The sequence below is a fragment of the Sinorhizobium fredii USDA 257 genome, from assembly GCF_000265205.3.
Classification (GTDB): domain Bacteria; phylum Pseudomonadota; class Alphaproteobacteria; order Rhizobiales; family Rhizobiaceae; genus Sinorhizobium; species Sinorhizobium fredii_B.
Genome location: NC_018000.1, coordinates 5,519,343 through 5,544,688, shown reverse-complemented (window position 1 = coordinate 5,544,688; position 25,346 = coordinate 5,519,343). Strand labels below are relative to the sequence as shown.

General features: G+C 63.6%; 21 protein-coding genes. 11 read left to right on the top strand and 10 right to left on the bottom strand.

Annotation, left to right across the window (positions count from 1 at the left end; translation table 11 throughout):
- Positions 1-39: 39 nt before the first annotated feature.
- On the top strand, positions 40-1,002 hold the full coding sequence (locus USDA257_RS26005; RefSeq protein ID WP_014765969.1) for a 2-hydroxyacid dehydrogenase: 963 nt from the start codon (positions 40-42) through the stop codon (positions 1,000-1,002).
- A gap of 6 nt (positions 1,003-1,008) precedes the next feature.
- Here USDA257_RS26005 and USDA257_RS26000 read toward each other — a convergent pair whose 3' ends face one another.
- A complete protein-coding gene (locus USDA257_RS26000; RefSeq protein ID WP_014765968.1) occupies positions 1,009-1,764 on the bottom strand; it encodes a gamma-glutamyl-gamma-aminobutyrate hydrolase family protein in 756 nt (251 codons plus the stop codon).
- 421 nt (positions 1,765-2,185) lie between these two features.
- Here USDA257_RS26000 and USDA257_RS25995 point away from each other — a divergent pair, with 421 nt between their 5' ends.
- The 6 genes from USDA257_RS25995 to USDA257_RS25970 all read left to right on the top strand — a co-directional run bounded on the left by USDA257_RS25995 (position 2,186) and on the right by USDA257_RS25970 (position 9,209).
- Positions 2,186-4,495, top strand: a complete 2,310-nt coding sequence (locus tag USDA257_RS25995; RefSeq protein WP_014765967.1) for a putative bifunctional diguanylate cyclase/phosphodiesterase — start codon at positions 2,186-2,188, stop codon at positions 4,493-4,495.
- A gap of 166 nt (positions 4,496-4,661) precedes the next feature.
- Positions 4,662-5,438: an N-acyl amino acid synthase FeeM domain-containing protein gene (locus tag USDA257_RS25990; protein ID WP_014765966.1), complete on the top strand. Its 777-nt coding sequence runs from the start codon at positions 4,662-4,664 to the stop codon at positions 5,436-5,438.
- Between the two features lie 236 nt (positions 5,439-5,674).
- Positions 5,675-5,899, top strand: a complete 225-nt coding sequence (locus USDA257_RS25985) for an aa3-type cytochrome c oxidase subunit IV (protein ID WP_014765965.1) — start codon at positions 5,675-5,677, stop codon at positions 5,897-5,899.
- A gap of 342 nt (positions 5,900-6,241) precedes the next feature.
- On the top strand, positions 6,242-7,390 hold the full coding sequence (locus USDA257_RS25980; protein WP_014765964.1) for a Re/Si-specific NAD(P)(+) transhydrogenase subunit alpha: 1,149 nt from the start codon (positions 6,242-6,244) through the stop codon (positions 7,388-7,390).
- Positions 7,390-7,812, top strand: a complete 423-nt coding sequence (locus USDA257_RS25975; protein WP_014765963.1) for an NAD(P) transhydrogenase subunit alpha — start codon at positions 7,390-7,392, stop codon at positions 7,810-7,812. Before USDA257_RS25980 ends, USDA257_RS25975 begins: the two co-directional genes overlap by 1 nt.
- A complete protein-coding gene (locus USDA257_RS25970; protein ID WP_014765962.1) occupies positions 7,809-9,209 on the top strand; it encodes an NAD(P)(+) transhydrogenase (Re/Si-specific) subunit beta in 1,401 nt (466 codons plus the stop codon). Before USDA257_RS25975 ends, USDA257_RS25970 begins: the two co-directional genes overlap by 4 nt.
- Positions 9,210-9,296: 87 nt before the next feature.
- Here the strand turns inward: USDA257_RS25970 and USDA257_RS25965 are convergent, their stop codons facing one another.
- The 4 genes from USDA257_RS25965 to rpsU form a co-directional block, all read right to left on the bottom strand.
- Positions 9,297-10,517 (bottom strand): adenylate/guanylate cyclase domain-containing protein, encoded by a 1,221-nt coding sequence (locus USDA257_RS25965; protein WP_014765961.1) that lies wholly within the window; start codon positions 10,515-10,517, stop codon positions 9,297-9,299.
- Between the two features lie 269 nt (positions 10,518-10,786).
- Positions 10,787-11,260 carry a DUF992 domain-containing protein gene (locus USDA257_RS25960; RefSeq protein ID WP_014765960.1) on the bottom strand — a complete coding sequence of 158 codons (474 nt, stop codon included), beginning with the start codon at positions 11,258-11,260 and terminating at the stop codon, positions 10,787-10,789.
- A 153-nt stretch (positions 11,261-11,413) separates the two neighbouring features.
- Positions 11,414-12,304, bottom strand: a complete 891-nt coding sequence (locus USDA257_RS25955; protein ID WP_014765959.1) for a tetratricopeptide repeat protein — start codon at positions 12,302-12,304, stop codon at positions 11,414-11,416.
- 248 nt (positions 12,305-12,552) lie between these two features.
- Entirely contained in the window at positions 12,553-12,765 is a 213-nt protein-coding gene (gene rpsU / locus USDA257_RS25950; protein WP_012709405.1) for a 30S ribosomal protein S21, read from the bottom strand.
- 336 nt (positions 12,766-13,101) lie between these two features.
- On the opposite strand from rpsU, the gene USDA257_RS25945 reads away from it, so the two are divergent.
- From USDA257_RS25945 to soxG, 4 genes are all read left to right on the top strand, one after another.
- Positions 13,102-14,355, top strand: coding sequence for a sarcosine oxidase subunit beta family protein (locus USDA257_RS25945; RefSeq protein ID WP_014765958.1), 1,254 nt, complete (start codon positions 13,102-13,104; stop codon positions 14,353-14,355).
- 69 nt (positions 14,356-14,424) lie between these two features.
- A complete protein-coding gene (locus USDA257_RS25940; protein WP_014765957.1) occupies positions 14,425-14,766 on the top strand; it encodes a sarcosine oxidase subunit delta in 342 nt (113 codons plus the stop codon).
- Positions 14,763-17,756 carry a sarcosine oxidase subunit alpha gene (locus USDA257_RS25935; protein ID WP_014765956.1) on the top strand — a complete coding sequence of 998 codons (2,994 nt, stop codon included), beginning with the start codon at positions 14,763-14,765 and terminating at the stop codon, positions 17,754-17,756. Before USDA257_RS25940 ends, USDA257_RS25935 begins: the two co-directional genes overlap by 4 nt.
- A complete protein-coding gene (gene soxG, locus USDA257_RS25930; protein WP_014765955.1) occupies positions 17,749-18,303 on the top strand; it encodes a sarcosine oxidase subunit gamma family protein in 555 nt (184 codons plus the stop codon). The genes USDA257_RS25935 and soxG overlap by 8 nt, the downstream gene beginning before the upstream one ends.
- Before the next feature lie 80 nt (positions 18,304-18,383).
- On the opposite strand, the gene USDA257_RS25925 is transcribed toward soxG, so the two are convergent.
- From USDA257_RS25925 to glgA, 5 genes are all read right to left on the bottom strand, one after another.
- Positions 18,384-19,457 (bottom strand): DUF2332 domain-containing protein, encoded by a 1,074-nt coding sequence (locus USDA257_RS25925; RefSeq protein ID WP_014765954.1) that lies wholly within the window; start codon positions 19,455-19,457, stop codon positions 18,384-18,386.
- On the bottom strand, positions 19,450-19,938 hold the full coding sequence (locus USDA257_RS25920) for a MaoC family dehydratase (protein ID WP_014765953.1): 489 nt from the start codon (positions 19,936-19,938) through the stop codon (positions 19,450-19,452). The genes USDA257_RS25925 and USDA257_RS25920 overlap by 8 nt, the downstream gene beginning before the upstream one ends.
- Before the next feature lie 77 nt (positions 19,939-20,015).
- Complete coding sequence (glgX, locus tag USDA257_RS25915) at positions 20,016-21,980, bottom strand: glycogen debranching protein GlgX (RefSeq protein ID WP_041414675.1); 1,965 nt, start codon at positions 21,978-21,980, stop codon at positions 20,016-20,018.
- Positions 21,981-22,266: 286 nt separating this feature from the next.
- Positions 22,267-23,895 (bottom strand): alpha-D-glucose phosphate-specific phosphoglucomutase, encoded by a 1,629-nt coding sequence (locus USDA257_RS25910; protein WP_014765951.1) that lies wholly within the window; start codon positions 23,893-23,895, stop codon positions 22,267-22,269.
- A gap of 5 nt (positions 23,896-23,900) precedes the next feature.
- A complete protein-coding gene (glgA, locus tag USDA257_RS25905; protein WP_014765950.1) occupies positions 23,901-25,343 on the bottom strand; it encodes a glycogen synthase GlgA in 1,443 nt (480 codons plus the stop codon).
- Positions 25,344-25,346: the final 3 nt, after the last annotated feature.

The following is a 25,346-nucleotide window of genomic DNA, read 5'->3' as shown; positions in this document are numbered from 1 at the left end:
CATCCGCTTCTTTCGTCACGCTCCGGAAAGGGAACCTCGATGAGCCGTCCTAGAATCCTTGTACCCGGCAAGATCAACCCGCGCATCCTCGAGCGACTGCCGCAGATGTTCGCGACTGTACGCATCGAGCGGGCCGATGCGTCGCTGGTCACGGCAGACATGGCGGATGTCGCCGGCATTGCCGTCTCGGGGCGCCTGCCGACCGAACTGATGGATTCCTTCCCTCGGCTCGAGATCATCGGCAATTTCGGCGTCGGCTACGACGGCGTCGATGCCGCCCGTGCGGCGGCGCGCGGCATCGTGGTCACCAACACGCCGGATGTATTGACGGAGGAGGTTGCCGATACGGCGATCGGGCTGCTCCTCAACACGGTGCGCCAACTGCCACAGGCGGAGCAATGGCTGCGGCAGGGCCGATGGGTTCGGGACGGCAACTTTCCGCTGTCGCCGCTGTCGCTCCGTGGACGAAAGGTCGGACTTTTCGGCCTCGGCAGGATCGGTCTGGCGATCGCCCGCCGGCTGGAGGCGTTCCGCGTGCCGGTTGCCTACCACACGCGCTCCCCGCGCGAGGAACTGCCCTTCGCCTATTATCCGAGCCTTTTGGGCCTGGCCGAAGCAGTCGACACGCTGATAGTGATCGTGCCGGGGACACTAAGCACCGCGAAGGCCGTCAATGCGGCAGTGCTCGCCGCGCTCGGACCGCAAGGGGTGGTGATCAATGTCGGCCGCGGCTCGACGCTGGACGAGACCGCCCTCATCGCGGCGTTGCAGAGCGGCACCATCGCCGGTGCGGGGCTCGATGTCTTTGAAAACGAGCCGCATGTGCCTGAGGCGCTGATCGCGCTTCCGAACGTCTCGCTGCTGCCGCATGTGGCGTCCGCTTCGGTCGTCACCCGCAACGCCATGGCCGATCTCGTCGTCGACAATCTGGAGGCCTGGTTTTCAACAGGACGGGCGCTCACGCCGGTCCCGGAGACGCCGTTCGAGCGCAAAGTCCGATAGCAGCGGTTATACCGCCTTGCTCTTCCTATAGCCGCGCACCGCATCGCCGAAAGCCTTGAAGAGGGCGGCGGAGGGAGCGTCGGTCCGCACCCAATATTCCGGATGCCATTGGACGCCGACGGCGAATGCCTTGGCGCCGATGACCGACACGGCTTCGATCGTGCCGTCGTCGGCGACGGCCTCGACCGCCAGCCGCGGTGCCGTTGCGGCGATCGCCTGGCGATGCAGCGAGTTGACCCGGACCCGGCCGACGCCGAGCACGGGAGCGAGGCAGCTTCCTTCTTTGACGACCACGTCCTGGCGAATGCCATAGGCGACGTCGAGATCGGGCACGTCCGGCTTCCGATGATCCGACACCCCCGGCTGATCCTGAATCTCGGTCGCGAGCGTGCCGCCGAGCGCGACATTCAGTTCCTGGATGCCACGGCAGATGGCGAGCAGCGGGATGCCGCGGTCGAGCGCCCGACGGATCAGGGGGAGGCTGGTCGCGTCCCGGCCCGGATCGAAGGGCCCGTCCGCGTCCGTCGCCTCTCGTCCGTAAAGCGCCGGATGGACGTTGGAGCGTGCACCGCTGGCGAGCACACCGTCGACCCGGTCGAGGATCTCGTCGATGTCGTTGCCGGTTTCGAGTGCCGGAACGAGGAGGGGCATGACGCCGGCTCCCTCGACGGCCGCACGCACGTATTGATGGGCGACCACGTGCCAGACATTGCCGTCGAATTCGCGAAAGTCGCAGGGGATGGCAACGACAGATTTCGACATCATCAGCTCCGTTCATCGTTTTTGAGAAAGCCTTGCCGCCAGAGCGAGGTCAAAGTCAACTGCGCAGAGGGGGCGGGCGCTACGCGAGGCCTCCCGGGCGAGACTCCCGGCGCTATTCAAGACTCGGAACAGGCATTCGGCACCGCTTCTTCAAGGTCGGCTAACCATTTCTTTCGAAACGGTCGTGCTTCTTCGAACGCTTTAAAAGTTGGATCGGTTTTCATTTTCTTAAAGGAGACCTATGCCCAGTTGCAAAATCCGTCCATTCACTGGCGCTTGCTGCAAGAGAGGGTTGAATCGCTGCCCGGAATGGAAAATCCGAGGTGCCGCTGTTTGCAATCGGCCAGATATATTCGACAGTTAGACGAAATCATTCGTTAAGCCCTGGATTCCTAACAATCCGGCAACCGGAGCTTGGTTCATGACGCGCAATGAACAGGGCGCTTTTCCGACAGACATATACCTGTCGTCTGTAAGCTCGCTCTACCAACATCGCCGCGCATTGGTGATCGGCATGCTGTCGCACGTCGTGACCTTTCTGCTTGTCTTCCTGAAGACGTCCGATCCCCTTTATCTTGGCTGCTCCTTCGCGATTGTCATCATTTGGACCCTTCGCAACCTCGACATGAGGCGCTTCGACCGTCAGGATTTCTCCAGTGCCGATCGCGCCGCGGTCAGGAGATGGGAGAACCGGTATATCGTCGGCGGGATCGGCGTGACCCTGACCTGCGGCCTTGCCTGCGGCTATGCCATTGCCGTCAGTCAGGATTCGTTTTCCGAACTCGCCTGTATCTCGGTGACGCTTGCGTCGATGATTTCGCTGGTCGGCAGAAACTACGGCTCCGAACGCGCGGTGCTGTTGCTATCCTCGTCGGCCTGCCTGCCAATTGTCATTGGCCTCCTGACGCTGCGCGATCCCTACATGCTCGTGCTGGCGGTCCTGATCCTGCCTTTCATCTTCACGACGTGGAAGATGGCGAACAACGTGCGCGCCTTTCTTTACGACAATGTTCTTGCCGCACGGGAAATCAGATCGATGGCCGAGCAGTTCGACGCGGCGCTGAACAACATGACGCACGGCCTGTTCATGCTGGACGGCAACAACCGCATCGTCGTCGCCAACGAACGCGCCTGTGAGCTTCTGAAGCTCGGCGACAAGGCGGATATGAAGAATCTGCTCCTCGATGACGTGCTTCGGCGCGGCGCCCGCGAGATGTCGCTCGACGGAGAGAAAAGCGCGAACATGGTCCGCCAGCTCGACCTGCTTCTCAAGGGAAAACGGTCGCGCGCGCTCGTCCCTATTTTCGATGATCTCTTTCTCGAATTTTCGGCGAACCGGCGTGAGAACGGCGAGGTCGTGCTGATCTTCGAAGACGTGACGGCGCGGGTTCAGGCGGAAAAGCAGATCCTGCAGATGGTGCGCTTCGATACGCTGACCGCATTGCCGAGCCGCGATTATCTTGTCGAATTGGCGCACAATGCGGTCGCCGGCGAGGCTGCGCCTGATTGCGACGTTGGGCTGCTGCTCATCGATGTCGCCGAATTCAAGCACGTCAATGACACAAGGGGCCACGTGGTCGGCGACAAATTGCTTCAGGCAATTGCCGGACGCCTCAAGGAGGTCGCGGGCAGTGGCGCGATCGCGGCGCGGCTGATGGGCGACGAGTTCGTCGTATTTTTCCCCAACCGGGAAAACAGTCCGGATCTGGATGAGCGAATCCGAGACGTCCATGCCAGCCTGCGCGGCACCTACGAGGTCGGCGGCTTCACGTTCTACATGACCATGAGCGCCGGCTTCGTCATCGCGAAGAGCAGCGCCTTTCGATTCGAGGATCTGCAGATCAAGGCCGATCTGGCGCTGGCGGAGACGAAATCGCGCGAAAGGGGAGGCTGCACCGCCTTCGAAGCCGAAATGGATGAACGCTATCTCGATCGGCAGAAGCTCAAGAGCGATCTGCGCGACGCGATCAAGTCCGGCACCCTCAGCGTCTCCTACCAGCCGATGTTCACACCGGATGGATCGCGTGTCGAGTGCTGCGAGGCCCTGGCGCGCTGGACCCATCCGGAACGCGGACCGGTGCCGCCCACTGTTTTCATTCGGCTCGCCGAGGAGATGGGGCTCGTCACCGAGATCACCCGCTTCGTTCTCCGGCAGGCCTGCCGCGACTGCTCGACCTGGCCACAGGGCGTGGCTGTTTCTGTCAACTTGTCCGTCCTTGACCTTCGCGACAGGCAGATCGTCGAAATTGTCGGCAAGGCCTTGGACGAGACGGGGCTCGATCCGGCCCGGCTGCATCTCGAAGTGACGGAAAGCTGCCTGATGGACGAACCCGCGAAGGGCCAGTCTCTGCTCCATGAGCTTCGCGAGCGCGGCATGACCATTGCGATCGACGACTTCGGAACCGGCTACTCGAACCTCAGCTATCTGGATGCGCTCCCCGTCTCGATCATCAAGATCGATCGGTCCTTCGTCCGTAACATTCTCGACGATGCGCGTCGCTTCAAGCTGCTGCGCAGTGCAGTCAATCTCGCTCATGCCCTCGGCCTGAAAGCGGTCGTCGAAGGGGTGGAGACGGTCGATGAGTTGCAGCTCATCAACAGCTATCGTTGTGCCGATCTGATCCAGGGTTTTGTCTTTTCGGCGCCGATGCGGGCATCGGCGATCCGAGACCTGTGCAAGCCACGTGTCCGAAAACGAACCACGAAAGCGTCGCGATCGCACATCGCCTAGGACTTTGTCCCCCCGAGCAAGTATTCGTGCTGTGATTCAGCCGTTAACCACATCGCTTTACCTTTTGTTAAGGTTAACAAAAAGCTAATTGTGACCTGTGCCATTTTGTTGTTGCCGTCAGCTCTGCCCTCAATAGGTTAACGCCCTATTAACCATGGGGTGGGTGATGAGCGTCAACGGAGGCCTGGCCGATTCTGGCAGCTTTTCCGAAAAACTTATGCTGCTGCTTGATCGCGTCGAATACCGGCGGGTCGAGGGTGGTGAGGACATGGAGGATATCGCCCGCCTGAGATTCAAGGCCTACAAGGCGGTGAATCTCATGGAGTTGACCGGCTCGACGCTCATCGACGCATTGGACTTCGACAGCCATGCCTATGTCTTCGGCATCTATCTCGACGAGAGGCTAGTCAGCACGGTGCGCGTCCATCATGTGACGCCGGACCATCGCGCCAGTACGTCGGGGCTGATCTTCGGCGAAGAAATCGACGCCTTCCTGGATGCCGGCATGGTGTTGATCGATCCGGGCCGGCTCGCCGTCGACCCGGAGGTGCTTGGCGGCGATCTGAAGGCCTTGCCGTATCTGACGCTGCGCCCGGTGGCGATGGCCTGCGAATATTTCGCCGCCGACCGCTGCCTCACCGCCTGCCGTCCACGCCACACCGCCTTCTACAAGCGGCTCTTCGGATCGAAAACCGTGGTGGAGCGGCGGGAGAACCTCGGCGTCTACAATGCCGACGGCTCGCTCCTCGTCGCGAAGGTGCGGGGTCAGCGGCCCTCCATTCTCGATCGCTATCCGATTTTCGATTCCGAGACGTTCGAACGACGCCTGATGTTCGGCGGCCGGAATGAGGTGCCGTTTGCGCCGCTGACGATCCTGCCGACCGCGCGATTCGCCCAATTGGCCCAGGGCCGCTCTTTTTCGCGGGACCCGATGGGCGAATAGGTCGGCCTCGCGGCCGGGATACTGCAGCCTTGCATTTGCATGTGGCGAAACAATTCGCCGGCATGGGCGTTCGACTATGCCGCAGCCTGCGGGGGCGGGTTTTCGTTGCGAAGGGCCGTCGCTTTGTGTATGCGGAAGCTAAAGGACCTCTCTCTCGTCTTGCGTGAAAGCGGTTCCGATCGTGGGTCAAAGCGAACCGCCGCAAGGCGGTGCCACAGCATTCTGGAGAACTGGAGATGGCAGAGCATCATACGGGACCGGCCGAGACGGGCGCCCCGATGGACTATTCCGAGCATGAGAAGACCTACAAGTTCTTTCTCAACGCAACGAAATACGGCACGCTGTTTTGCGTTGCCCTGCTGATTGCCATGGCCGCCGGCTTCTTCACGACCATGGGCTTCTTTAGCGCTTCCGTGCTGTTCATTCTCCTCAACGTCGCCGGTTACTTTTTCTTGCGCTGAGCCACCTCCCGGTCATTTCCTGTCAAAGGTGGGGAAGGAGGACGCCCCTGCCTTTTGCCGCCGGAAGGGATCCAGTCACCCTCACCGCGTGAGGAACGTTTTTCGACGGCGGGCAGGCACCGCCTTCGACGAAAGAGTGCCTGTCGCTGCAGCGCGCCGTGCCTTTTCGCACGCGCAAGCTCGCTGTGGCGATTTGAAGGTAGTGCATGGCGTCTCTCCTTAAATCGACTCCGATTTTAAGGAGCCAGCATGAGGGGCGGCTCGTTCAAGCAGCCGACTCGGCAGTGGAACATGTACCCGCACCTCGGCTAGGGCCTGTTTGCGGGGCGGAGAGGGGGAGTATTGAGCCAGATTGTCTTTATCGCCAAGGAGTCGGATCCGAGCGAGCCACGCGTGGCGGGCTCTGTCGAGAGCGTCAAGAAGCTGAAGTCGCTCGGTTTCGACGTCATCGTCGAAGCCGGCGCCGGCTTCCATTCGCGCGTTCCAGACGCGGAATACGAGAAAGCCGGGGCGCGGATCGGAACGGCGGCCGATGCCAGGAGCGCCGACGTCATCCTCAAGGTGCGGCGGCCGACAACCGACGAGTTGGCCGGCTACCGGTCGGGGGCGATCGTCATCGCCATCATGGACCCCTACGGCAACGAGGCGGCGATCGCCGCGATGGCCGACGCCGGGTTGACCGCCTTCGCCATGGAACTGATGCCGCGCATCACCCGGGCCCAATCGATGGACGTCCTGTCCAGCCAGGCCAACCTCGCCGGCTACCAGGCGGTGATCGACGCCGCCCATGAATACGACCGGGCCCTGCCGATGATGATGACGGCGGCCGGCACGGTGCCGGCGGCAAAGATCTTCGTGATGGGCGCCGGCGTCGCCGGGCTGCAGGCGATCGCCACCGCCAGGCGTCTCGGCGCCATGGTGTCGGCGACCGACGTGCGCCCGGCCGCCAAGGAGCAGGTCGCCTCGCTCGGCGCCAAGTTTATCGCCGTCGAGGACGAGGAGTTCAAGGCAGCCGAGACGGCCGGCGGCTATGCCAAGGAAATGTCGAAGGACTACCAGGTCAAGCAGGCGGCGCTCGTCGCCGAGCACATCGCCAAGCAGGACATCGTCATCACCACGGCGTTGATCCCCGGCCGGCCGGCGCCGCGATTGGTCACCCGGGCGATGCTCGATGCGATGAAGCCCGGCTCGGTGGTCGTCGACCTCGCCGTCGAGCGCGGCGGCAATGTCGAAGGCGCCGAAGCCGGCAAGGTCGCCGAAGTCGGCGGCGTCAAGGTCGTCGGTCATCTCAACGTGCCGGGCCGCATCGCCGCCTCCGCGTCGCTGCTCTACGCCAAGAACCTCGTCACCTTCCTGGAGACGATGGTCTCGAAAGAGACGAAGGCTCTGGCGCTCGATATGGAGGACGAACTCGTCAAGGCGACGGCGCTGACCCACGGCGGCGCCGTGGTGCACCCGGCCTTCGGCGGTGCGGATAAGGGGGACAAGTGATGGCGAACGAACTGTTGGACAAGGCACTGACCGATCTCGAACGGGCGGTCGAGGCGGTCAGGACCGCCGCCGAATACGTGCCGGATGCGGCCGGCGCCGTGGCGCATGGCGCCACCGGCGGCGCCATCGATCCGTTCGTCTTCCGGCTGGCGATCTTCGTGCTGGCGATCTTCGTCGGCTACTACGTCGTCTGGTCGGTGACGCCGGCGCTGCATACGCCGTTGATGGCGGTCACCAACGCGATCTCCTCGGTGATCGTCGTCGGGGCGCTGTTGGCGGTCGGCATCTCGGCTTCGGGGCTCGCCACCGGCTTCGGCTTCGTCGCCCTGGTGCTCGCCTCGGTGAACATCTTCGGCGGCTTTCTCGTCACCCAGCGCATGCTCGCCATGTACAAGAAAAAGACAAGTGAGGCGGGCCGATGAACGCTAACTTCGCAGCCTTCCTCTATCTCGTCTCCGGCGTCCTGTTTATCATGGCGCTCAGGGGCCTGTCGCATCCGACCACGAGCCGCAGGGGCAACACCTACGGCATGATCGGCATGGGGATCGCCATCGTCACGACGCTCTTCCTGGCGCTGCCGTCGATCGGCGGCTTCCTGCTGATCGTCGCCGGCCTCGGGCTCGGCGGCGGCGCCGGCGCCTATATCGCCAAGCGCATCCCGATGACGGCGATGCCGCAGCTGGTCGCCGGCTTCCACTCGCTGGTCGGCCTCGCCGCCGTCTTGGTGGCGGCCGGGGCGCTCTATGCGCCGTCCTCCTACGGCATCGGCGCGATCGGAGAGATCCACGCCCAGGCGCTCGTCGAGATGGCGCTCGGCGTGGCGATCGGCGCGATCACCTTCACCGGCTCGGTGATCGCCTTCCTGAAGCTCGACGGCCGGATGTCCGGCAAGCCGATCCTGCTGCCCTACCGGCATCTGATCAATCTCGGGCTGGCGGCGCTGATCGTCTTCTTCATCATCGGCCTGGCGCTGACCGAGAGCCATGTCGACTTCTGGGCGATCGTCCTGCTGTCGCTGGCGCTCGGCGTGCTGATCATCATCCCGATCGGTGGCGCCGACATGCCGGTGGTGGTGTCGATGCTCAACTCCTATTCCGGCTGGGCGGCGGCCGGTATCGGCTTCACGCTCGGCAACCTGGCGCTGATCATCACCGGGGCGCTGGTCGGCTCGTCGGGTGCGATCCTCTCCTACATCATGTGCAAGGGCATGAACCGCTCGTTCGTCTCGGTGATCCTCGGCGGCTTCGGCGGCGAGACGGCGATCGCCGGCGGCGACGACGGCGTACAGAAGACCGTCAAGCAGGGCTCGGCCGACGACGCCGCCTTCCTGATGCAGAACTCCTCGAAGGTGATCATCGTGCCCGGCTACGGCATGGCGGTGGCTCAGGCCCAGCACTCGCTGCGGGAACTGGCCGACAAGCTCAAGGCGGCCGGCGTCGAGGTCAAATACGCCATCCATCCGGTCGCCGGCCGCATGCCCGGCCACATGAACGTGCTATTGGCCGAGGCGAATGTCCCTTACGACGAGGTGTTCGAGCTCGAGGACATCAACTCGGAATTCGCCCAGGCCGACGTCGCCTACGTGATCGGCGCCAACGACGTCACCAACCCGGCGGCGCGCGACGACAAGACCTCGCCAATCTACGGCATGCCGATCCTCGACGTCGACAAGGCCAAGACCTGCCTGTTCGTCAAGCGCTCGCTCGGCTCCGGCTATGCCGGCATCGACAACACGCTGTTCTACAAGGACGGCACGATGATGCTGCTCGGCGACGCCAAGAAGGTCACCGAGGAAATCGTCAAGGCGATCAACCACTAAAGACAGATCTTACTGCCGACCTGAATGCCCGCCTCTTGAGGCGGGCATTCTTGCCGAACGAACAGTGCAGGTCCAATTCCGTCGCGTTCAGCCGCCTTCGATGTCCGGGTCCCAGGTAAAAAGTTCCTTCGCCCTTGCAACGCCGCGAAGCGCGAAGCGCCCGAGCGAAACGGCATCGGCGCGATGGGCGGCCGGCGAAGCCTCGATGAATTCCGAAGACATGATGACGTGCCGTTCCACCGAGCGACACATTGAGACGATGCGGCTCACCTCGTTGACGGCGGGGCCGACGACGGTGAAATCGAGTCGGTTCCGGCTGCCGATGTTTCCGTAGAAAACCTCGCCGATATGCAGCCCGAGATAGACGTCGGTGGTCGGTTCTCCCTTCTCGAGCCGCCGCGTGTTCAAGTCGGCGAGCATGATGCGCAGTTGCCGCTCGGCGGCGATCGCCGCACCGCAGGCGTCAGCCGGCTTGCGGCCGTTGAAGATCGCGAGGACACCGTCACCGATCAGCTTCAGCACACTGCCGCCATGCTCCTCGATCGCTGTGATCACCGTGCCAGAATAGTCATTGAGGAAGGGAATGACCTCCTCCGGCGCGACGCTCTCGGCGATGCGCGTGTAGTTGCGCAGATCGGAGAACCACATGACCGCCTCGATCCGCTCGGCCGCCCCCCGTTCGATGCTGCCCTCGACGACGCGCCGGCCGGCGTCCTGCCCGAGATAAACGTCTGCCAGCGTGCCGATGATGCGGACGCAGGAGGCCGCCTTGACGGCGAGCGCGAGCGTCGGCAACAGCGTTCGGAGCGCATGGAGGTCTTCGTCGCTGAAGCCTCCACGTCTTTTCGACGTCCAGTAGGAGTAGAAACAATCCATCTGTCCGACGCGGCCACGGTCGGTAAAGTGATGGATGAAGCCGACGCAGTCGGTGTGCCCTTCGGCCTTCAGCTTGTCGAGCATGGTGAAGGGGATATGCGGCTCCTGTGCAAGGCGGACGCGGTGTTCGGTTTCGTTCTCCTGGAGCATCTGGAAGAAAACCGAGCGCTGCCAATTTTCCTGGGCTTCGCCGCCGCTCGTCGAGCCGTAGTGCAGGACATCCGGCACTTCATCGCTTTCGCTGTTCCACTGGAAGGCGCGGCCCTCGAATTCGGGGTGGAGCGTGTCGATCAGTCCGAGAGCGCGGTCGACGTGGATACCGGCTGCGTGGCACTGATCGCAGAAACCTGCGAGGAGGTCCTGTTCCTTGAGGCCGCGAATTCCCTCGTCCGACATCCACAGAACGATGTCGCGGATTACCTGATCCTTCATCCCAGTTCCCGTCGAAGCTGTCGCGCCGGTTCCACCAACGACTGATAGCACAGTGGCGCGCCTTGCTTCGACGCGCAAGTCGCCTACAGCACCGTGCGTCTTGTGAGACGCACAAAGGTCGCCGTAGCAGTTTGAATTGCTGCATGTTTTTATCCCTAATCGAGCACGATTTAAGGAAACATCCAGTAGGCTTTCATGTCGAGGAACGAGAGGGTTGCGGCAGGGGAGGGGCGAGGAGGCCCCACGGGGCCTCTCCGCTATCTACGGGGTCAACCTGCCGGCGCCAGAACCAGGTGATCGATGCCGAGGGCGACGTTCAGTCCCTCCTGGACCTGGACATTGACCGGCTGCAGCATGAAGGCCTTGTTCGTGCCGCCGGCGATGACCTTTGCTCCGCCCCCCACTGCAAAGCTCGCATCGGCGCCAACGCCGACATACTCACCGGCCAGGGCATATTCGGTGAATGGTGTGCCGGTCTTCGCCAGCACATCCCAGATCATCACGGTCTTGCCGGTCGATCCGATATCGATGCCGATTTTCGTGATCTTGCCGGCATACACGGCTCCGGGCGAACCATCCGCAGGCTTGAAGGTACACATCAGGTTCTTCGTGGAGGTGATGATGAGCCCAGTGCCGCCTTCGGAGCCGCAGGTGAGGCGGCCGAGCGCTACATAGTTTTGGGCGGGTGCCGCACCCGAAAGGGCCGCAAGGGCCGCCGCCGCAAGGAAGGTCTGTTTGATCATGGGTGATCTCCATGTTGAGGTCACAGTCAAACAGATTGAGCTCGTGATGGTTCCGCAATCGCCGATATGCCGGGGACGCGCACGCCGCCGCTGCCGGCAAACAAAAACGCCCGCGGCAATGCCACGGGCGCTTGGGAAGGAAAGGCCCTAGGGTCAGGACATGGCTTTGACGCGGTCAAGCCCGACGCGGGCCGGCTCGTATTTCGGATCGAGCTGCAGCGCGTGCGAATAGGACTTCTGCGCCCTGGCCTTTTCGCCGCGGCGTTCGTAGACCAGCGCCTGGTTGGCCCAGGATTCGGCCAGCTTGCCGTTGAGGTTGATGGCCGTGTTGAAATCCGAGAAGGCGTTGTCGTCGTCGCCCTGCGCTACATAGGAAATGCCGCGGCCGTTATAGGGCTCCGGCGAACTCGGGGACAGCGAGATCGCCGTCGAAAAGTCCTCGATCGCCTGCGCGTGATCGTTGCGGGCCTGATAGATCAGGCCGCGATTGTGATAGGCGCGAGGGTCGGTGGTGTCGAGTTGGACCGCCTTGTTGAAATCGTTGAAAGCGGCGTCGAGCTGGTTAGCCTGGCGGTAGAGATTGCCGCGGCCGATATAGGCAACGTCGTAATTCGGGTTGAGCTGCAGTGCCGCGTTGTAATCGGAGAGAGCGGCCTGCTGGTTGCCCATATTGCGGTGGACGAGCGCGCGGTTGGCATAGGCCTGGTAAAAACTCGGGTTGAGCTTGATCGCCTGGTCGAAATCGGCAAGTGCCCGGCGGAATTCGCCGGCGCGGCCGTAAGCCGAGCCGCGCACGTTATAGGCTTCCGGGTCGCTCGGATTGGAGGCGATGACGCTCGACAGCGAGGCGATGTTTTCTTCCGAGCCCTGCGCCCGTTCAACGCGGATCATCGATTCGGAGGCGGTGTCGGTCTGGCATCCGGCAAGTAGCAGGGCCGAGCCGAGTATCAGCATGGCGGCAAGCTTCGGATTGCGCTGGTGGCGGCGGTGCGCCTCGTGGATGGTGAAACCGGAGACGTCCGCAGTCATGGCAGCAAGTGTCAAAGTCGATCCCTCAAAAGCGACAGGGTCCCAGTGCTTTCCTTTACGGAGAGCGGCGAAGGCGCGGGGCTCCGGGGCTATAAGAGCGCCTCGGGTGAACCGTCCGGCCTGTTTCCGGGCGGCTAACCGTCGCCAGTTGATACAGCAGTCACGCTAGACTGCCGACGGACCGGGTGTCCATATCAAAATGGCGGCGGCGATGCCTCGCCCCCGCCACGATTTACATTAGAAAGCGTCGAAATAACGGCCAATCAGCGGGCCAGAAGGCCTTCACGCTGCGCGCGCTTACGGGCCAGCTTGCGAACGCGGCGGACGGCTTCGGCCTTTTCGCGCGCACGCTTCTGGGACGGCTTTTCGTAGAAGTCACGCATCTTCATTTCGCGGAAAATGCCTTCGCGCTGCATCTTCTTCTTAAGTGCGCGAAGCGCCTGATCGACATTGTTATCGCGGACAAGTACCTGCACGTGAATCCCGTTCCTTTGTTCGAGTTGTAAGCCTCACCATCAGGTTTGGGAGGCAATAAGTCTGCGTTCGCCGAGCCGAAAGCTCTACGATTAAGAGGAGCGGATACCAGATGACGGTCCGAAAGTCCAGCGGCGAGATCGTCGCTCAAGGGGAAAATTGCGCGCCCGCCGGAAGGAAGGTCGGGCGCGTACGAAGCCTCGTCGCAGTTTGTCGCCATGTCGCAAGTCCGCCGAAGTCCGCCGGATCGCGTCGCAAAAGAAACGTTGCGTCGCCACCGGATTTGCGATTTCTAACGCCGACGGAACGTTTTTTGGGGTTCAGGGAGTAGCAGGCGGATGCGCAAATATTCTGTTTTTGCCGTGGCGCGCGAGGCACTGCGCGGCCACAAGGGCTGGGGCCCCCACTGGGCCTCGCCGGAGCCACGCCCGCAATATGATGTGATCATCATCGGCGGCGGCGGGCATGGCCTTGGGGCTGCCTATTATCTGGCCAAGGAGCACGGCATCACCAATGTCGCCGTGCTTGAAAAAGGATGGATCGGCGGCGGCAATACCGGCCGCAACACGACGATCATCCGGTCCAACTATCTCTATGAAGAGAGCATGGACATCTACGAGCATTCGCTGAAGCTCTGGGAAAACCTGTCGCAGGATCTGAACTACAACGTGATGTATTCGCCGCGCGGCGTGATGATGCTGTCGCACAACATCCATGACCAGCAGTCCTTCAAACGGCACATCAATGCCAACCGGCTTTATGGCATCGACAACGAATGGCTGACGCCGGAGCAGGCAAAGGCCTATTGCCCGCCGCTCGATATCGCCAAGACCGCCCGCTACCCGATCAACGGCGCTGCACTCCAGCGGCGCGGCGGCACGGCGCGCCATGACGCGGTCGCCTGGGGCTATGCGCGTGCGGCGTCTGACCGGGGCGTGCACATCATCCAGAACTGTGAAGTGACCGGCGTCCGTCGCGACGAAACCGGCCGAGTCACCGGCGTCGATACCAATCGCGGCTTCATCGGCGCGAAGAAGGTCGGCATTTCCGCGGCCGGCCACTCGTCCGTGCTGATGCAGATGGCGGACGTGCGCGTGCCGCTGCAGAGCCAGCCGCTGCAGGCGCTGGTTTCCGAGCCGCTGAAGCCGATTTTTCCCTGCGTGGTGATGTCGAACTCGGTGCACGCCTATATCTCGCAGTCCGACAAGGGCGAGTTCGTCATCGGCGCCGGTACCGACCAGTACAATTCCTATTCGCAGACCGGCGGCCTGCAGATCATCACCCATACGCTCGACGCGATCTGCGAGCTCTTCCCGATGTTCCGCCGCGTCAAGATGATGCGGCAATGGGGCGGCATCGTCGACGTGACGCAGGACCGTTCGCCGATCCAGGGCGTCACACCTGTCCCGGGCCTTTACCTCAATGCCGGCTGGGGAACGGGCGGCTTCAAGGCGACGCCGGGCTCGGCCAATCTCTTTGCCCATCTCATCGCACGCGGGGAGCCGCACAGGCTCGCTGCGGGGCTGACGCTCGAGCGCTTCCGCACCGGGCGGCTCATCGACGAGGCCGCCGCTGCCGCCGTTGCGCACTAGAGTTGAAGGATAGAGCGGCCTTTGTGCCTTCCGTGGAAGGCACGGCGCTCTGATGCGAGGACATTCCAGATGCTTCTGATTTACTGCCCCTACTGCGAGGAAGAGCGCTCCGAGCTCGAGTTCCGCAATGCCGGCGATGCCCATATCGCTCGTCCGACCAATATCGCCGAGATCAGCGACGAGGAATTCGAGGCCTATTTCTTCCTGCGCGACAATCCCAAGGGCGTGATTTTCGAGAGATGGCGGCACATCCATGGCTGCGGCCGCTTCTTCAACGCGGCGCGCGACACAGTCGCCGACCGATTCCTCACGACCTACAAGGCGGGCGAGCCGAAGCCTGACCTCGATGCGCAGCCGAAGACGAGCGCGACGGTCGAAACGTACGAGGCCCTGGAAGGAGCAGCCCAATGAGCGGGGTCAATCGCATTTCGGGGGCGGGACGCCTGACGCCGGCGCGCACCGCCCGGTTCACCTTCGACGGCCGCACGCTGACGGCGCTCGAGGGCGATACGCTCGCCTCGGCGCTGATCGCCAACGACATCCATCTCGTCGGCCGGTCGTTCAAGTATCACCGTCCGCGCGGCATTCTTTCCGCCGGTGCGGAAGAGCCGAACGCGCTTCTCGATGTCTCTCGTGACGCAGCGCGGCGGCAGCCGAACGTCCGCGCCACCGTGCAGGAAGTCTTCGACGGCATGAAGGTCTCCTCGCAGAACCGCTGGCCGTCGCTCGCCTTCGATATCGGTGGCTTCAACGATCTCCTGTCGCCCTTCTTCGCCGCCGGCTTCTACTACAAGACCTTCATGTGGCCGAAGGCGGCGTGGCACAGCCTCTACGAGCCGTTCATCCGCCGCGCCGCCGGTCTTGGCGTTGCTCCGACGGAAGCGGATCCGGATCACTATGCCAGCCGCTACGGCCATTGCGACGTGCTGGTGGTCGGCGCCGGCGTAGCCGGTCTCGCGGCCGCACTCGCGGCGGCAAAGGCCGGCGCGAAGGTCATCCTGTGCGACGAACAGCCGGAAGTCGGCGGGGCGCTCCGATACGATTCCGGTGCCGTCGTCGACGGCAAGCCGGGTTATGCCTGGGCGCAGGAGACCGGCAAGGCGCTTGCCGGCATGGACAACGTGACCGTGCTGACGCGCACGACGGGCTTCGGCTATTACAACCACAACTTCGTCGGACTGGTCGAGCGGGTGACCGACCATCTCGCCGCGCCGGACAAGGCGCTGCCGCGCGAGCGGCTCTGGCAGATACGCGCCAAGAAGGTCATCCTCGCCAACGGCGCGATCGAGCGCCACATGGTCTTCGCAAACAACGACCGGCCGGGCATCATGCTGGCTTCGGCGGGGCGCACCTATCTCAACCACTTCGGCGTCGCGGTCGGCAAGAAGGTCGCCATCTACACGGCGCACGATTCCGCCTACGAGGCCGCCTTCGACCTCAAGAGGGCGGGCGTTGGCGTGCCGGTGATCGTCGATTGCCGCGAACGGCCGAGCGAAGCAGTGCTGGCGGAGGCGAGACACCTCGGCATCGAAGTGCTGACGGGTCACTCCGTCGTCAACACCACGGGCAAGCTTCGGATCGCCTCGATCACCGTCGCCCGCAACGGCGGCAGCGGAGCGCGAAAGATCACCGTAGATGCGCTGCTCGTCTCGGCCGGCTGGACGCCGTCCGTGCATCTCTTCTCGCAATCGCGCGGCAAGGTGAAGTTCGATGCGGCGACAGAGCGCTTCCTGCCTGGCACCTATGCGCAGGACTGCCTCTCGATCGGCGCCTGCAACGGCACCGACGATATCCAGGCGACGATCGATGAGGCGCTTGCCGCCGGCGAACTGGCGGCCCGGGCCGCCGGCGCAGAAGGTGGTGCGCAGGTCGCGCTCAACGGTCAGAACGCCTTTGAATGGACTGGCGGCATGACCGGGGCTGCCGAAGGGGCAGGACCAGACACGACCGTCAAGGCCTTCATCGACTTCCAGCATGACGTCTGCGCCAAGGACATTCGCCTTGCCGTGCGCGAGGGCATGCACTCGGTGGAGCATATCAAGCGCTTCACCACCAACGGCATGGCCTCCGACCAGGGCAAGCTCTCCAACATGCACGGGCTCGCGATCGCAGCGGAAGCGCTCGGCAAGGGGATTCCCGAGGTGGGGCTGACGACCTTCCGCCAGCCCTATACGCCGGTAACCTTCGGCGCGATCGTCAGCCACTCGCGCGGCGGCCTGTTCGATCCGGCCCGCAAGACGCCTATGCATGCCTGGGAGGAGGCGCAGGGCGCCGAGTTCGAGGATGTCGGCAACTGGAAGCGCGCCTGGTTCTATCCAAAGGCGGGCGAGAGCATGCATGAGGCGGTCGCCCGCGAGTGCAAGACCGTCCGCGAGGTGGCCGGCGTCTTCGATGCGTCGACGCTCGGCAAGATCGAGGTGGTCGGCCCCGATGCCGCCAAGTTCCTCAATCTCATGTACACGAACGCCTGGGACAATCTGAAGCCCGGCCGCTGCCGCTACGGAATCATGCTGCGCGACGACGGTTTCGTCTATGACGACGGAGTCGTCGGCCGGCTGGCCGAGGATCGCTTCCATGTGACGACGACGACCGGCGGCGCGCCGCGCGTCCTGCACCATATGGAAGACTATCTCCAGACGGAGTTCCCAAACCTCAAGGTGTGGCTAACCTCGACGACGGAGCAATGGGCGGTTATTGCCGTCCAGGGTCCGAAGGCACGCGAAATCATCGCACCGCTCGTCGAAGGCATCGATCTCTCGAACGAGGCCCTGCCGCACATGAGCGTCGCCGAAGGGCGAATCTGCGGCATTCCGACCCGGCTCTTCCGCATGTCCTTCACCGGCGAGCTCGGCTTCGAGGTCAATGTGCCGGCGGACTACGGTCAGGCGGTCTGGGAGGCGATCTGGGCACGGGCCGAGCCGATGGGCGCCTGCGCCTACGGTACCGAAACGATGCACGTGCTGCGTGCCGAGAAGGGCTACATCATCGTCGGCCAGGATACCGACGGCACCCTCACGCCCCACGATGCCGGCCTCTCCTGGGCGGTTTCGAAGAAGAAGCGGGACTTCGTCGGCATTCGCGGCCTGAAGCGGCCCGACCTCGTCAAGGACGGCCGCAAGCAACTCGTCGGCCTGCTCACCAAGGATCCGAAGGTGGTGCTGGAGGAAGGCGCGCAGATCGTCGCCGACCCCAATCAGCCGAAACCGATGACCATGCTCGGCCATGTGACCTCGTCCTACTGGTCGCCAAATTGCGGTCGCTCGATCGCGCTGGCCGTGGTCGCCGGCGGTCAGGCCCGCCTCGGTGAGACGCTCTACGTGCCGATGGCGGACCGGACGATCGCCGTCGAAGTGAGCGACATGGTGTTCTTTGACAAGGAAGGAGGTCGCCTCCATGGCTGACCAGGCAATGGCTATTCGCAAAGCTCCGCTCGCCGGCCTCAGGGGCGGTTCGCACGCGGCGATCCTCACGCCGGCGGCACCCGCATCGCGGATATCGCTGCGCGCCGGCAAGGACGAGGTTCCGGCTCTTTCGGCGGCGCTCGGTGTGACGCTTCCGCTGCGGCCGAAGACCTCGGCTTCGAGCGGCAAGCGCCACGCACTCTGGCTCGGGCCGGACGAGTGGCTGGTAATCGACGAGGACGGTGCTGACCTGATGGCCGCCGCCGCATCGAGTGGCGCCCTGCATTCGGCGGTTGATGTGTCCCACCGCAACACGGCGATTATCGTCAGTGGACCGGGCGCGGAGGTGGCGATCAACAGCGGCTGCCCGCAGGACCTGTCGCTCGCACTCTTTCCGGTCGGCGCCTGCTCGCGCACGATTTTCGGCAAGGCGGAGATTGTTCTGCTCCGAACGGCGGAGGATACATTCCGCCTCGAGTGCTGGCGATCGTTCGCGCCCTTCGTCTTCGGCCTGCTTTCGGAAGGCGCTGAAGACGCGGCGCATTGAAGAGGCGCGTCTTTGAACTGGAAGCGGCAGAGCGATCTGCCGCTTTTTCTTTGTGAGCGGGGCTTGTCGTGTCGTCGCGGTCAGCCGCTTGCCGGCCAGCCTCGCCAACTGACCCAACGGCCGTGGAAATCGGCGCGGCCGATGAGGTGCTTTTCACCGCCCGGCCATATCTGAAGCGACAGTGCCGCGCCGGGCGTTTGGCTGTCGCCCTCCATCTGCAGCCGGGCAATCGGCGCCGCGTGAGTCGCAACCGCGCCGGCGGCGGAAATCAGGGCCTCACCTTGCCTCTGGGCGGCTGCCGGCAGGTATTGCCAGGCGATCGAGTGATAGATGACGTGCACCGCGCCCGGGAAGCTGCGAGCCAGGCGGGCCTTCAGCCAGTCGATCGCGTCGGCGCGCTCGACCAGCCTCCCTGCAGATGCGGCGATGTCCAATGCTTTCCTTGTCCGATCGAGCCGGTCCAACTGGTCTGCCCAGATATAGGAGAGCAGCCGCAGCCGGTCGTCCTCGTCCGCCGGGTTCAGCGGGTTGAGGTCGCAACCGGCGCGTGAGACAATTTCCAAGGACCGGAGTTTCGGTGCGTCACCATGCCATTCGGGCGTGATGACAACATCGGCAGCTTCATCGCCGCAATCACCGTTCGGGAGAACGTAACGATACCGGTCCCAGTGGAGGTTCAAGCCGGCGCTGGCGCCGATCTCCGAGAGAACGAGCCCCCTGCCGAAAAGATTGGCAATCGTCAGGAAGCCGGGAAGCAATGCGCCGGAGCGGCGCACCTCATTCGTTTGCGGCGCAAATCGGAGCCGCTCAAGGATGAAATCCGCGTGCCGCGCGAGTGCCCCCTCGCAAGCGTTCCATAGTGTGGCGTCGTCGGCATCGTTGGGCGGGTAGCAACCTTCCAATTCGTCGTCGCGATGCAGGAGAACAAGGGCGTGAAGGGCACCGAACAGCCGCAGCGCGAGGGCGTCGCCATTGGCGGATGGATCGCCTGGCCAACGGAGAACGCGGCGGCCCACTGTGTTTTTCTCATTCAGGCGCTCCGCAGCCAGCTTGCAGAGGCGCGCCATGAACGGCGAACCGAGCTTTTCGCAGGATTTCGCCTGGTCGCGGAATGCAGCACGGATGGTCTCGTCGGCCGACCCGGCGTCAGGCATCGGCCGGCCGGTCCTTCGGGTCGAACTGAATGATCGTCTGCCATACAGCTGTCAGGGCCGGCTTCCGTTCGCCCTCGATCTCCACCGTCGCGTCATAGGTGATCATCAGCATGCCGGCGCCGCGGAAGCGGGCGTCGGCCATGGTGAAGCGGCCTCGTACCCGGGCGCCGCTCTTGACGGGTGCCATGAAGCGCACCTTGTCGAAGCCGTAATTGATGCCCATCGTCTGCTCGCGGATCTTCGGCAGGCAATTGTAGTTCATTGCCGAGAGTAGCGAGAGCGACAGGAACCCGTGCGCAATCGTGCCGCCGAAGGGCGTTTCCGCCGCCGCGCGCTCGGGATCAGTGTGAATGAATTGGAAGTCGCTTGTCGCCTCGGCAAAATTGTCGATGGTCTTCTGCGACACGGTGATCCAGTCGGATACGCCGATCTCTTTGCCGATCAGAGCCTTGACCTCGGAAAGCGAAATATCGTGCGGCATGGGTTTGTCCTGAAGCAGCGGCCTCTCGACCGATCTATAGGCCGGCCGGGCAACGTCTAGCAAGTGGCGGTAAAACTTTAGAAAACCTCGACAAGAAACGTGACTGAGCGGGCGGGTGCGAAGGCCGGCAGCGTGGCGTCCGAGAGGGCGTCGCGCCATTCGCCCTCGAGGCTCGGCGGCGGCATGAAGGGATGCGGCGCATGGCTGCGGTTGATGACCACGGCGAGCCGGGTCGATCGCTGCTGTTGCCGATCCTCGGTCGCAAGCGTCATGATCAGGTTATCGGTCGCCGGATGTTCCCAATCTTCGACCGTCATCGGATGACCGTCAAGCCGCAGCCAGGCGACGTCGCCCCGGCCGGTGAAAAAGGACCTCTCGGCGAAGACGCGAAAGCGACGGCGCATGGAGGAGAGCGCAGCCGTGTGGTCGACCAGTTGCTGGTCGAGCGCCTCCCAGTCGAGCCAGGTGATCGTATTGTCCTGCGCATAGGCATTGTTATTGCCGTGCTGGCTGCGGCCGCCTTCGTCCCCTGCCGCCAGCATGATCGTTCCGCGCGAGGCGAACAGGCTGCCGGCGATCGCCATGGCATCGTTCCGCCGTGCTGTCACCACCTCCGGATCCTCGGTCGGGCCCTCGGCGCCATTGTTCCACGAGTAGTTCTCGTTGTGCCCGTCCCGATTGCCTTCGCCATTCGCCTCGTTGTGCTTGCGTGCATAGGAGACGAGATCGACGAGCGTGAAGCCGTCATGGGCGGCGACGAAGTTGACGCTGCGCGTCGTCGTCTCGCCCCAGCGAGAGAAGATGTCGGAGGAGCCGGCAAGCGCGCTGGCGAGCGCGCCGATGGCGTGCCGATCGCCGCGCCAATAGCGGCGGATATCGTCGCGGGCGCGATCGTTCCACTCAAGAAAGGCGCGAGGGAAATTGCCGAGCTGATAGCCGCCCGGGCCGGTATCCCAGGGCTCGGCGATGAGCACCCGGTCCGACAGCACCGGATCGGCCGCGATTGCCGCAAAAAGCGCGGCGTCGCGATGAAAGCCGCTCATGTCGCGACCGAGGATGGAGGCAAGGTCGAAGCGAAATCCGTCAACGCCGGCGGCCAACACGAAATGCCGCAGGCTGTCGAGGATGAGGCTTTGCACCGTCGGGTGATCGCAAGCGATGGTATTGCCGCAGCCGGTGTCATTGATGAGTTCGCCGGGCTGGTCGGTCACATGGCGATAATAGGTGAGATTGTCGAGACCGCGCATCGAGAGCGTCGTGCCGTAGCGGTCGCTCTCGCCGGAATGGTTGAAGACGAGATCGAGGATGACGCCGATGCCGGCCTTGTGCAGGGCGTCCACCGTCTTGCGCAATTCCTTGACGCCGCCCGGAACCAGGCGCGGATCGAGCGCCATCGGTGCGATCGGGTTGTAGCCCCAACCATTGTGCAGTCCGAGCGGCGGCAGGTGCCGCTCGTCGATCCAGGCGACGATCGGCATCAGTTCGACGGCGGAGACACCGAGGCGGTGCAGGTGCTCGATGACGATCGGCTCGGCGAGCGCGGCCAGAGTGCCGCGCTTCTTTTCCGGAATGTTCGGATGAAGGATGGTGAACGGCTTTACGGCGACCTCATAGATCAGCCCGCCCGGCTGGAACAGCGGCGGCTTAGGCTCCACAGCCTTTATGTCCGTCACGATCGCCTTCGGCACGAGATCGGCCGTTTCTTGTCCGAAGACCGTCAGCCGCGGATCGTGGCGAAACGGGCGGTCGAGTTCCACTGCATAGGGGTCGACCAGCAGCTTGGAAGGATCGAACCACAGTCCGTGGTCGGGCGAGTAGACGCCCTCGGCACGCAAGCCGTATCGGGTGCCGAGGGGGGCGTCCCCAAGGGTGATGCTGTGCACATCACCGTCGCGCCTCATCGGCAGGCGGCGCAGTTCTTTTTCGCCCTGCTTATCGAACAGGCAAAGATCGATCCGCGCGGCATTGTGGGACCAGACGGCAAAGCGCGTTCCGTCTGGCGTGCGGGTCACGCCGAGGGGTGGAATTCCGGTCGTCGGCATGAGGGACGCGTTCCTTCTTGGTAGTGATCTTGCAGCCGAGATCGGTGCCGCCGGCACCCCCTCTGGCCTGCCGGCCATCACCCCCACAAGGGGGAGACGACTCGCGGCTCTCTTCTGCCTCACGGGGGCGCTCCGCTTGCGGAAGCCTTTCGGTTGAAGCGAGGGGAAGCCGCACATATTCTCCCCCCTTGTGGGGGAGATGGCCGGCAGGCCAGAAGGGGGTGCCGGGGCACCAGTTTGGAAGAAGGAAGGCCGCGCATGGCGGCGGCCCCATTGATCTTGCGCCTCAGGTGATGACGCTCGGCTCCTGGCGCCCGGTGCGTGCCTTGATCTCGGCGAGTTCGTCGGCAACGGCGATCAGGTCGGCGAGTGCTTCCTGCGTGTCGAGGTCGTGGCGAGCCGGGTCAGGTTCGAAGCGTTCGATATAAACACGCAGCGTCGCGCCGGACGTGCCGGTGCCCGAGAGACGGAAGACGACGCGGGACCCGCCCTCAAAGAGGATGCGGATGCCCTGGTTCTTGCTCACCGATTTGTCGACCGGATCGTTGTAGGAGAAATCATCGGCGGTCTCGACCGTCAGCGCGCCGAAGCTCTTGCCTGGCAGGCCGGCGAGCTTGTCCCGCAGCGCGGCGATAAGGCCGTTCGCGGCGTCGGAGTCGACACCCTCATAGTCATGGCGCGAATAATAGTTGCGGCCATAGGCGGACCAGTGCTGGCGCACGATATCACGGGCGCTTTCCTTGCGGACCGCCAGGATGTTCAGCCACAGCAATACCGCCCAGAGCCCGTCCTTCTCGCGCACGTGGTTGGATCCGGTGCCGGCGCTTTCCTCGCCGCAGATCGTCGCCATGCCCTCGTCGAGCAGGTTGCCGAAGAATTTCCAACCGGTCGGCGTCTCATAGAGGCCAATGCCGAGCTTTTCGGCGACGCGGTCGGCGGCACCACTCGTCGGCATGGAGCGGGCTATGCCGGCAAGTCCCTTGGCGTAGCCGGGCGCCAGATGCGCATTTGCGGCAAGTATCGCGAGGCTGTCGGAGGGGGTGACGAAAATGCCTTTGCCGACGATCAGGTTGCGGTCGCCGTCGCCGTCGGAGGCGGCGCCGAAATCTGGCGCGTCGGGCGCCATCATCGTCTCGTAGAGGGCGCGGGCGTGGACGAGGTTCGGGTCCGGATGATGGCCGCCGAAGTCCGGCAGGGGTATGAAGTTCATCACCGAACCCTTGGGCGCGCCGAGCCGTTTCTCGATGATCTCCTTGGCATAGGGTCCGGTGACGGCGCTCATTGCATCGAAGACGACGCGGAAGCCACCGGAGATCAGCTTGCGGATCGCCGAAAAGTCGAACAGGCTTTCCATCAGCTCGGCATAGTCGGCAACCGGGTCGATGACGGTTACCGTCATGTCCTCGACCTGCTGCGATCCCTCGACGTCCAGGTTGACGTCGGCGACGACGACAATCCGGTAGCTGTCGATCGCCTGGGTGCGGGCGAAGATCGCATCCGTGACCTTTTCCGGTGCGGGGCCGCCATTGCCGACATTGTACTTGATGCCGAAATCCTCGGTCGGGCCGCCGGGGTTATGGCTTGCCGACAGCACGATGCCGCCGAAGGCCTTGTATTTGCGGATGACATTCGAGGCAGCCGGCGTCGACAGGATGCCGCCGCGGCCGACGAGCACGCGGCCGAAACCGTTCGCAGCCGCCATCTTAATCGTCTTCTGAATGACCTCGCGGTTGTAGTAACGGCCGTCGCCGCCGATCACCAGCGTCTCTCCCGCAAAGCCTTCGAGCGAATCGAAAATCGACTGGATGAAGTTCTCGGCGTAATTCTTCTGCTGGAAGACCGGAACCTTCTTCCTGAGGCCCGATGTGCCAGGCTTCTGGTCGCTATAGGGATTGGTGGAGACGGTTTTTATCATCTGTCTTAGCCTTTCGCGAGAAGACCGGAGTAGAGCGCAGCGTAGCGTTCCGCACTCTTGCCCCAGGAAACGTCGGACTTCATGCCCTGGTTCTGCAGGCGCGCCCACACTTTCGGCTCGCTGTATGCATGCATTGCGCGGCGGATCGCAAGACGCAAGCCGTCGGCGGTGACCGGGCGGAACTGGAAGCCGGTGGCGACCCGGGCCGACAGCGCTGCCTCGTTGGCGTCGATGACCGTGTCGGTCAGTCCGCCGGTGCGGGCAACGATCGGTATGCAGCCATAGCGCAGACCGTAGAGCTGCGTCAGGCCGCAGGGCTCGAAGCGCGACGGGATGAGGATCGCATCGGAACCCGCCTGCATGAGGTGCGACAGCGGCTCGTCATAGCCGGTTATCATGCCGATGCGGCCGCGGTGGCGCGAGGCGGCTGCCAGGAGCGCCCCCTCGAGCGCGCTGTCGCCGGAGCCGAGCACGATAAGCTTGCCGCCGAGCGTGACGATATCGTCGGCCACTTCGGCCAAGAGGTCCATGCCTTTTTGCCAGGTGAGCCGGCTGATGACGCAAAAGATCGGACCGCGGCTCTGGTCCAGGCCAAAACGCTCTTCCAGAGCCTTGCGGTTGGCCGCCCGCTGCTTGATCGCGGTCGGACCGTAGTTTCGGGCAATGCTCGGATCCGTCTCGGGATTCCAGGTGTCGACATCGATGCCGTTGACGATCCCTGTCAGGTCCAAGACGCGGCTTGCCAGAAGTCCCTCCATCCCCATGCCGAATTCCGGCGTCAGGATCTCATGCGCATAGGAGGGACTGACGGTGGTGATCGCCGTCGCCGTCTGCAGGCCGCCTTTGAGAAATCCGACATCGCCATAATATTCGAGGAACGGCGTCGTGAACGCTTCGGGCGGCAGGGAGAGTTCGGGGAAGACGGACGGGCCGAACTGGCCCTGAAAGGCGATGTTGTGGATCGTCAGCACCGTCGGCATGTTCCGCGCCGAACCGAAGCGCATATAGACAGGCGTCAGCGCCGCCTGCCAGTCGTGAACATGGACGATATCCGGCCTCCAACCGGGAACGACATTGTCGCCGGCGATCTCGGCGGCGGCGAGCGACAGGGCGGCGAAACGGCGGAAATTGTCCGGATAGTCGCGCCCGGTCGGATCGAGATAGGGCCCGCCGTCGCGGTCGTAGAGCGCCGGTTGATCGAGTACGAGCAGATCCAGTCCGTCGATTTCGGCCGCAAGCAGGGTCGCGGGGTGACCGAACAGATTGTCGATGCCGCCGACGGTCTTTTTCTTCTTGAGCTTGTGGAGCACGGCCGGATAGCCAGGCACCAGCGTGCGGGTTCGGATGCCGTGCGGGAGAAGCGCCGCCGGGAGCGCGCCGACGACATCGGCGAGCCCCCCGGTCTTGACCAGCGGGTAGACCTCGGACGCAACGGACAGGATGTTCATACG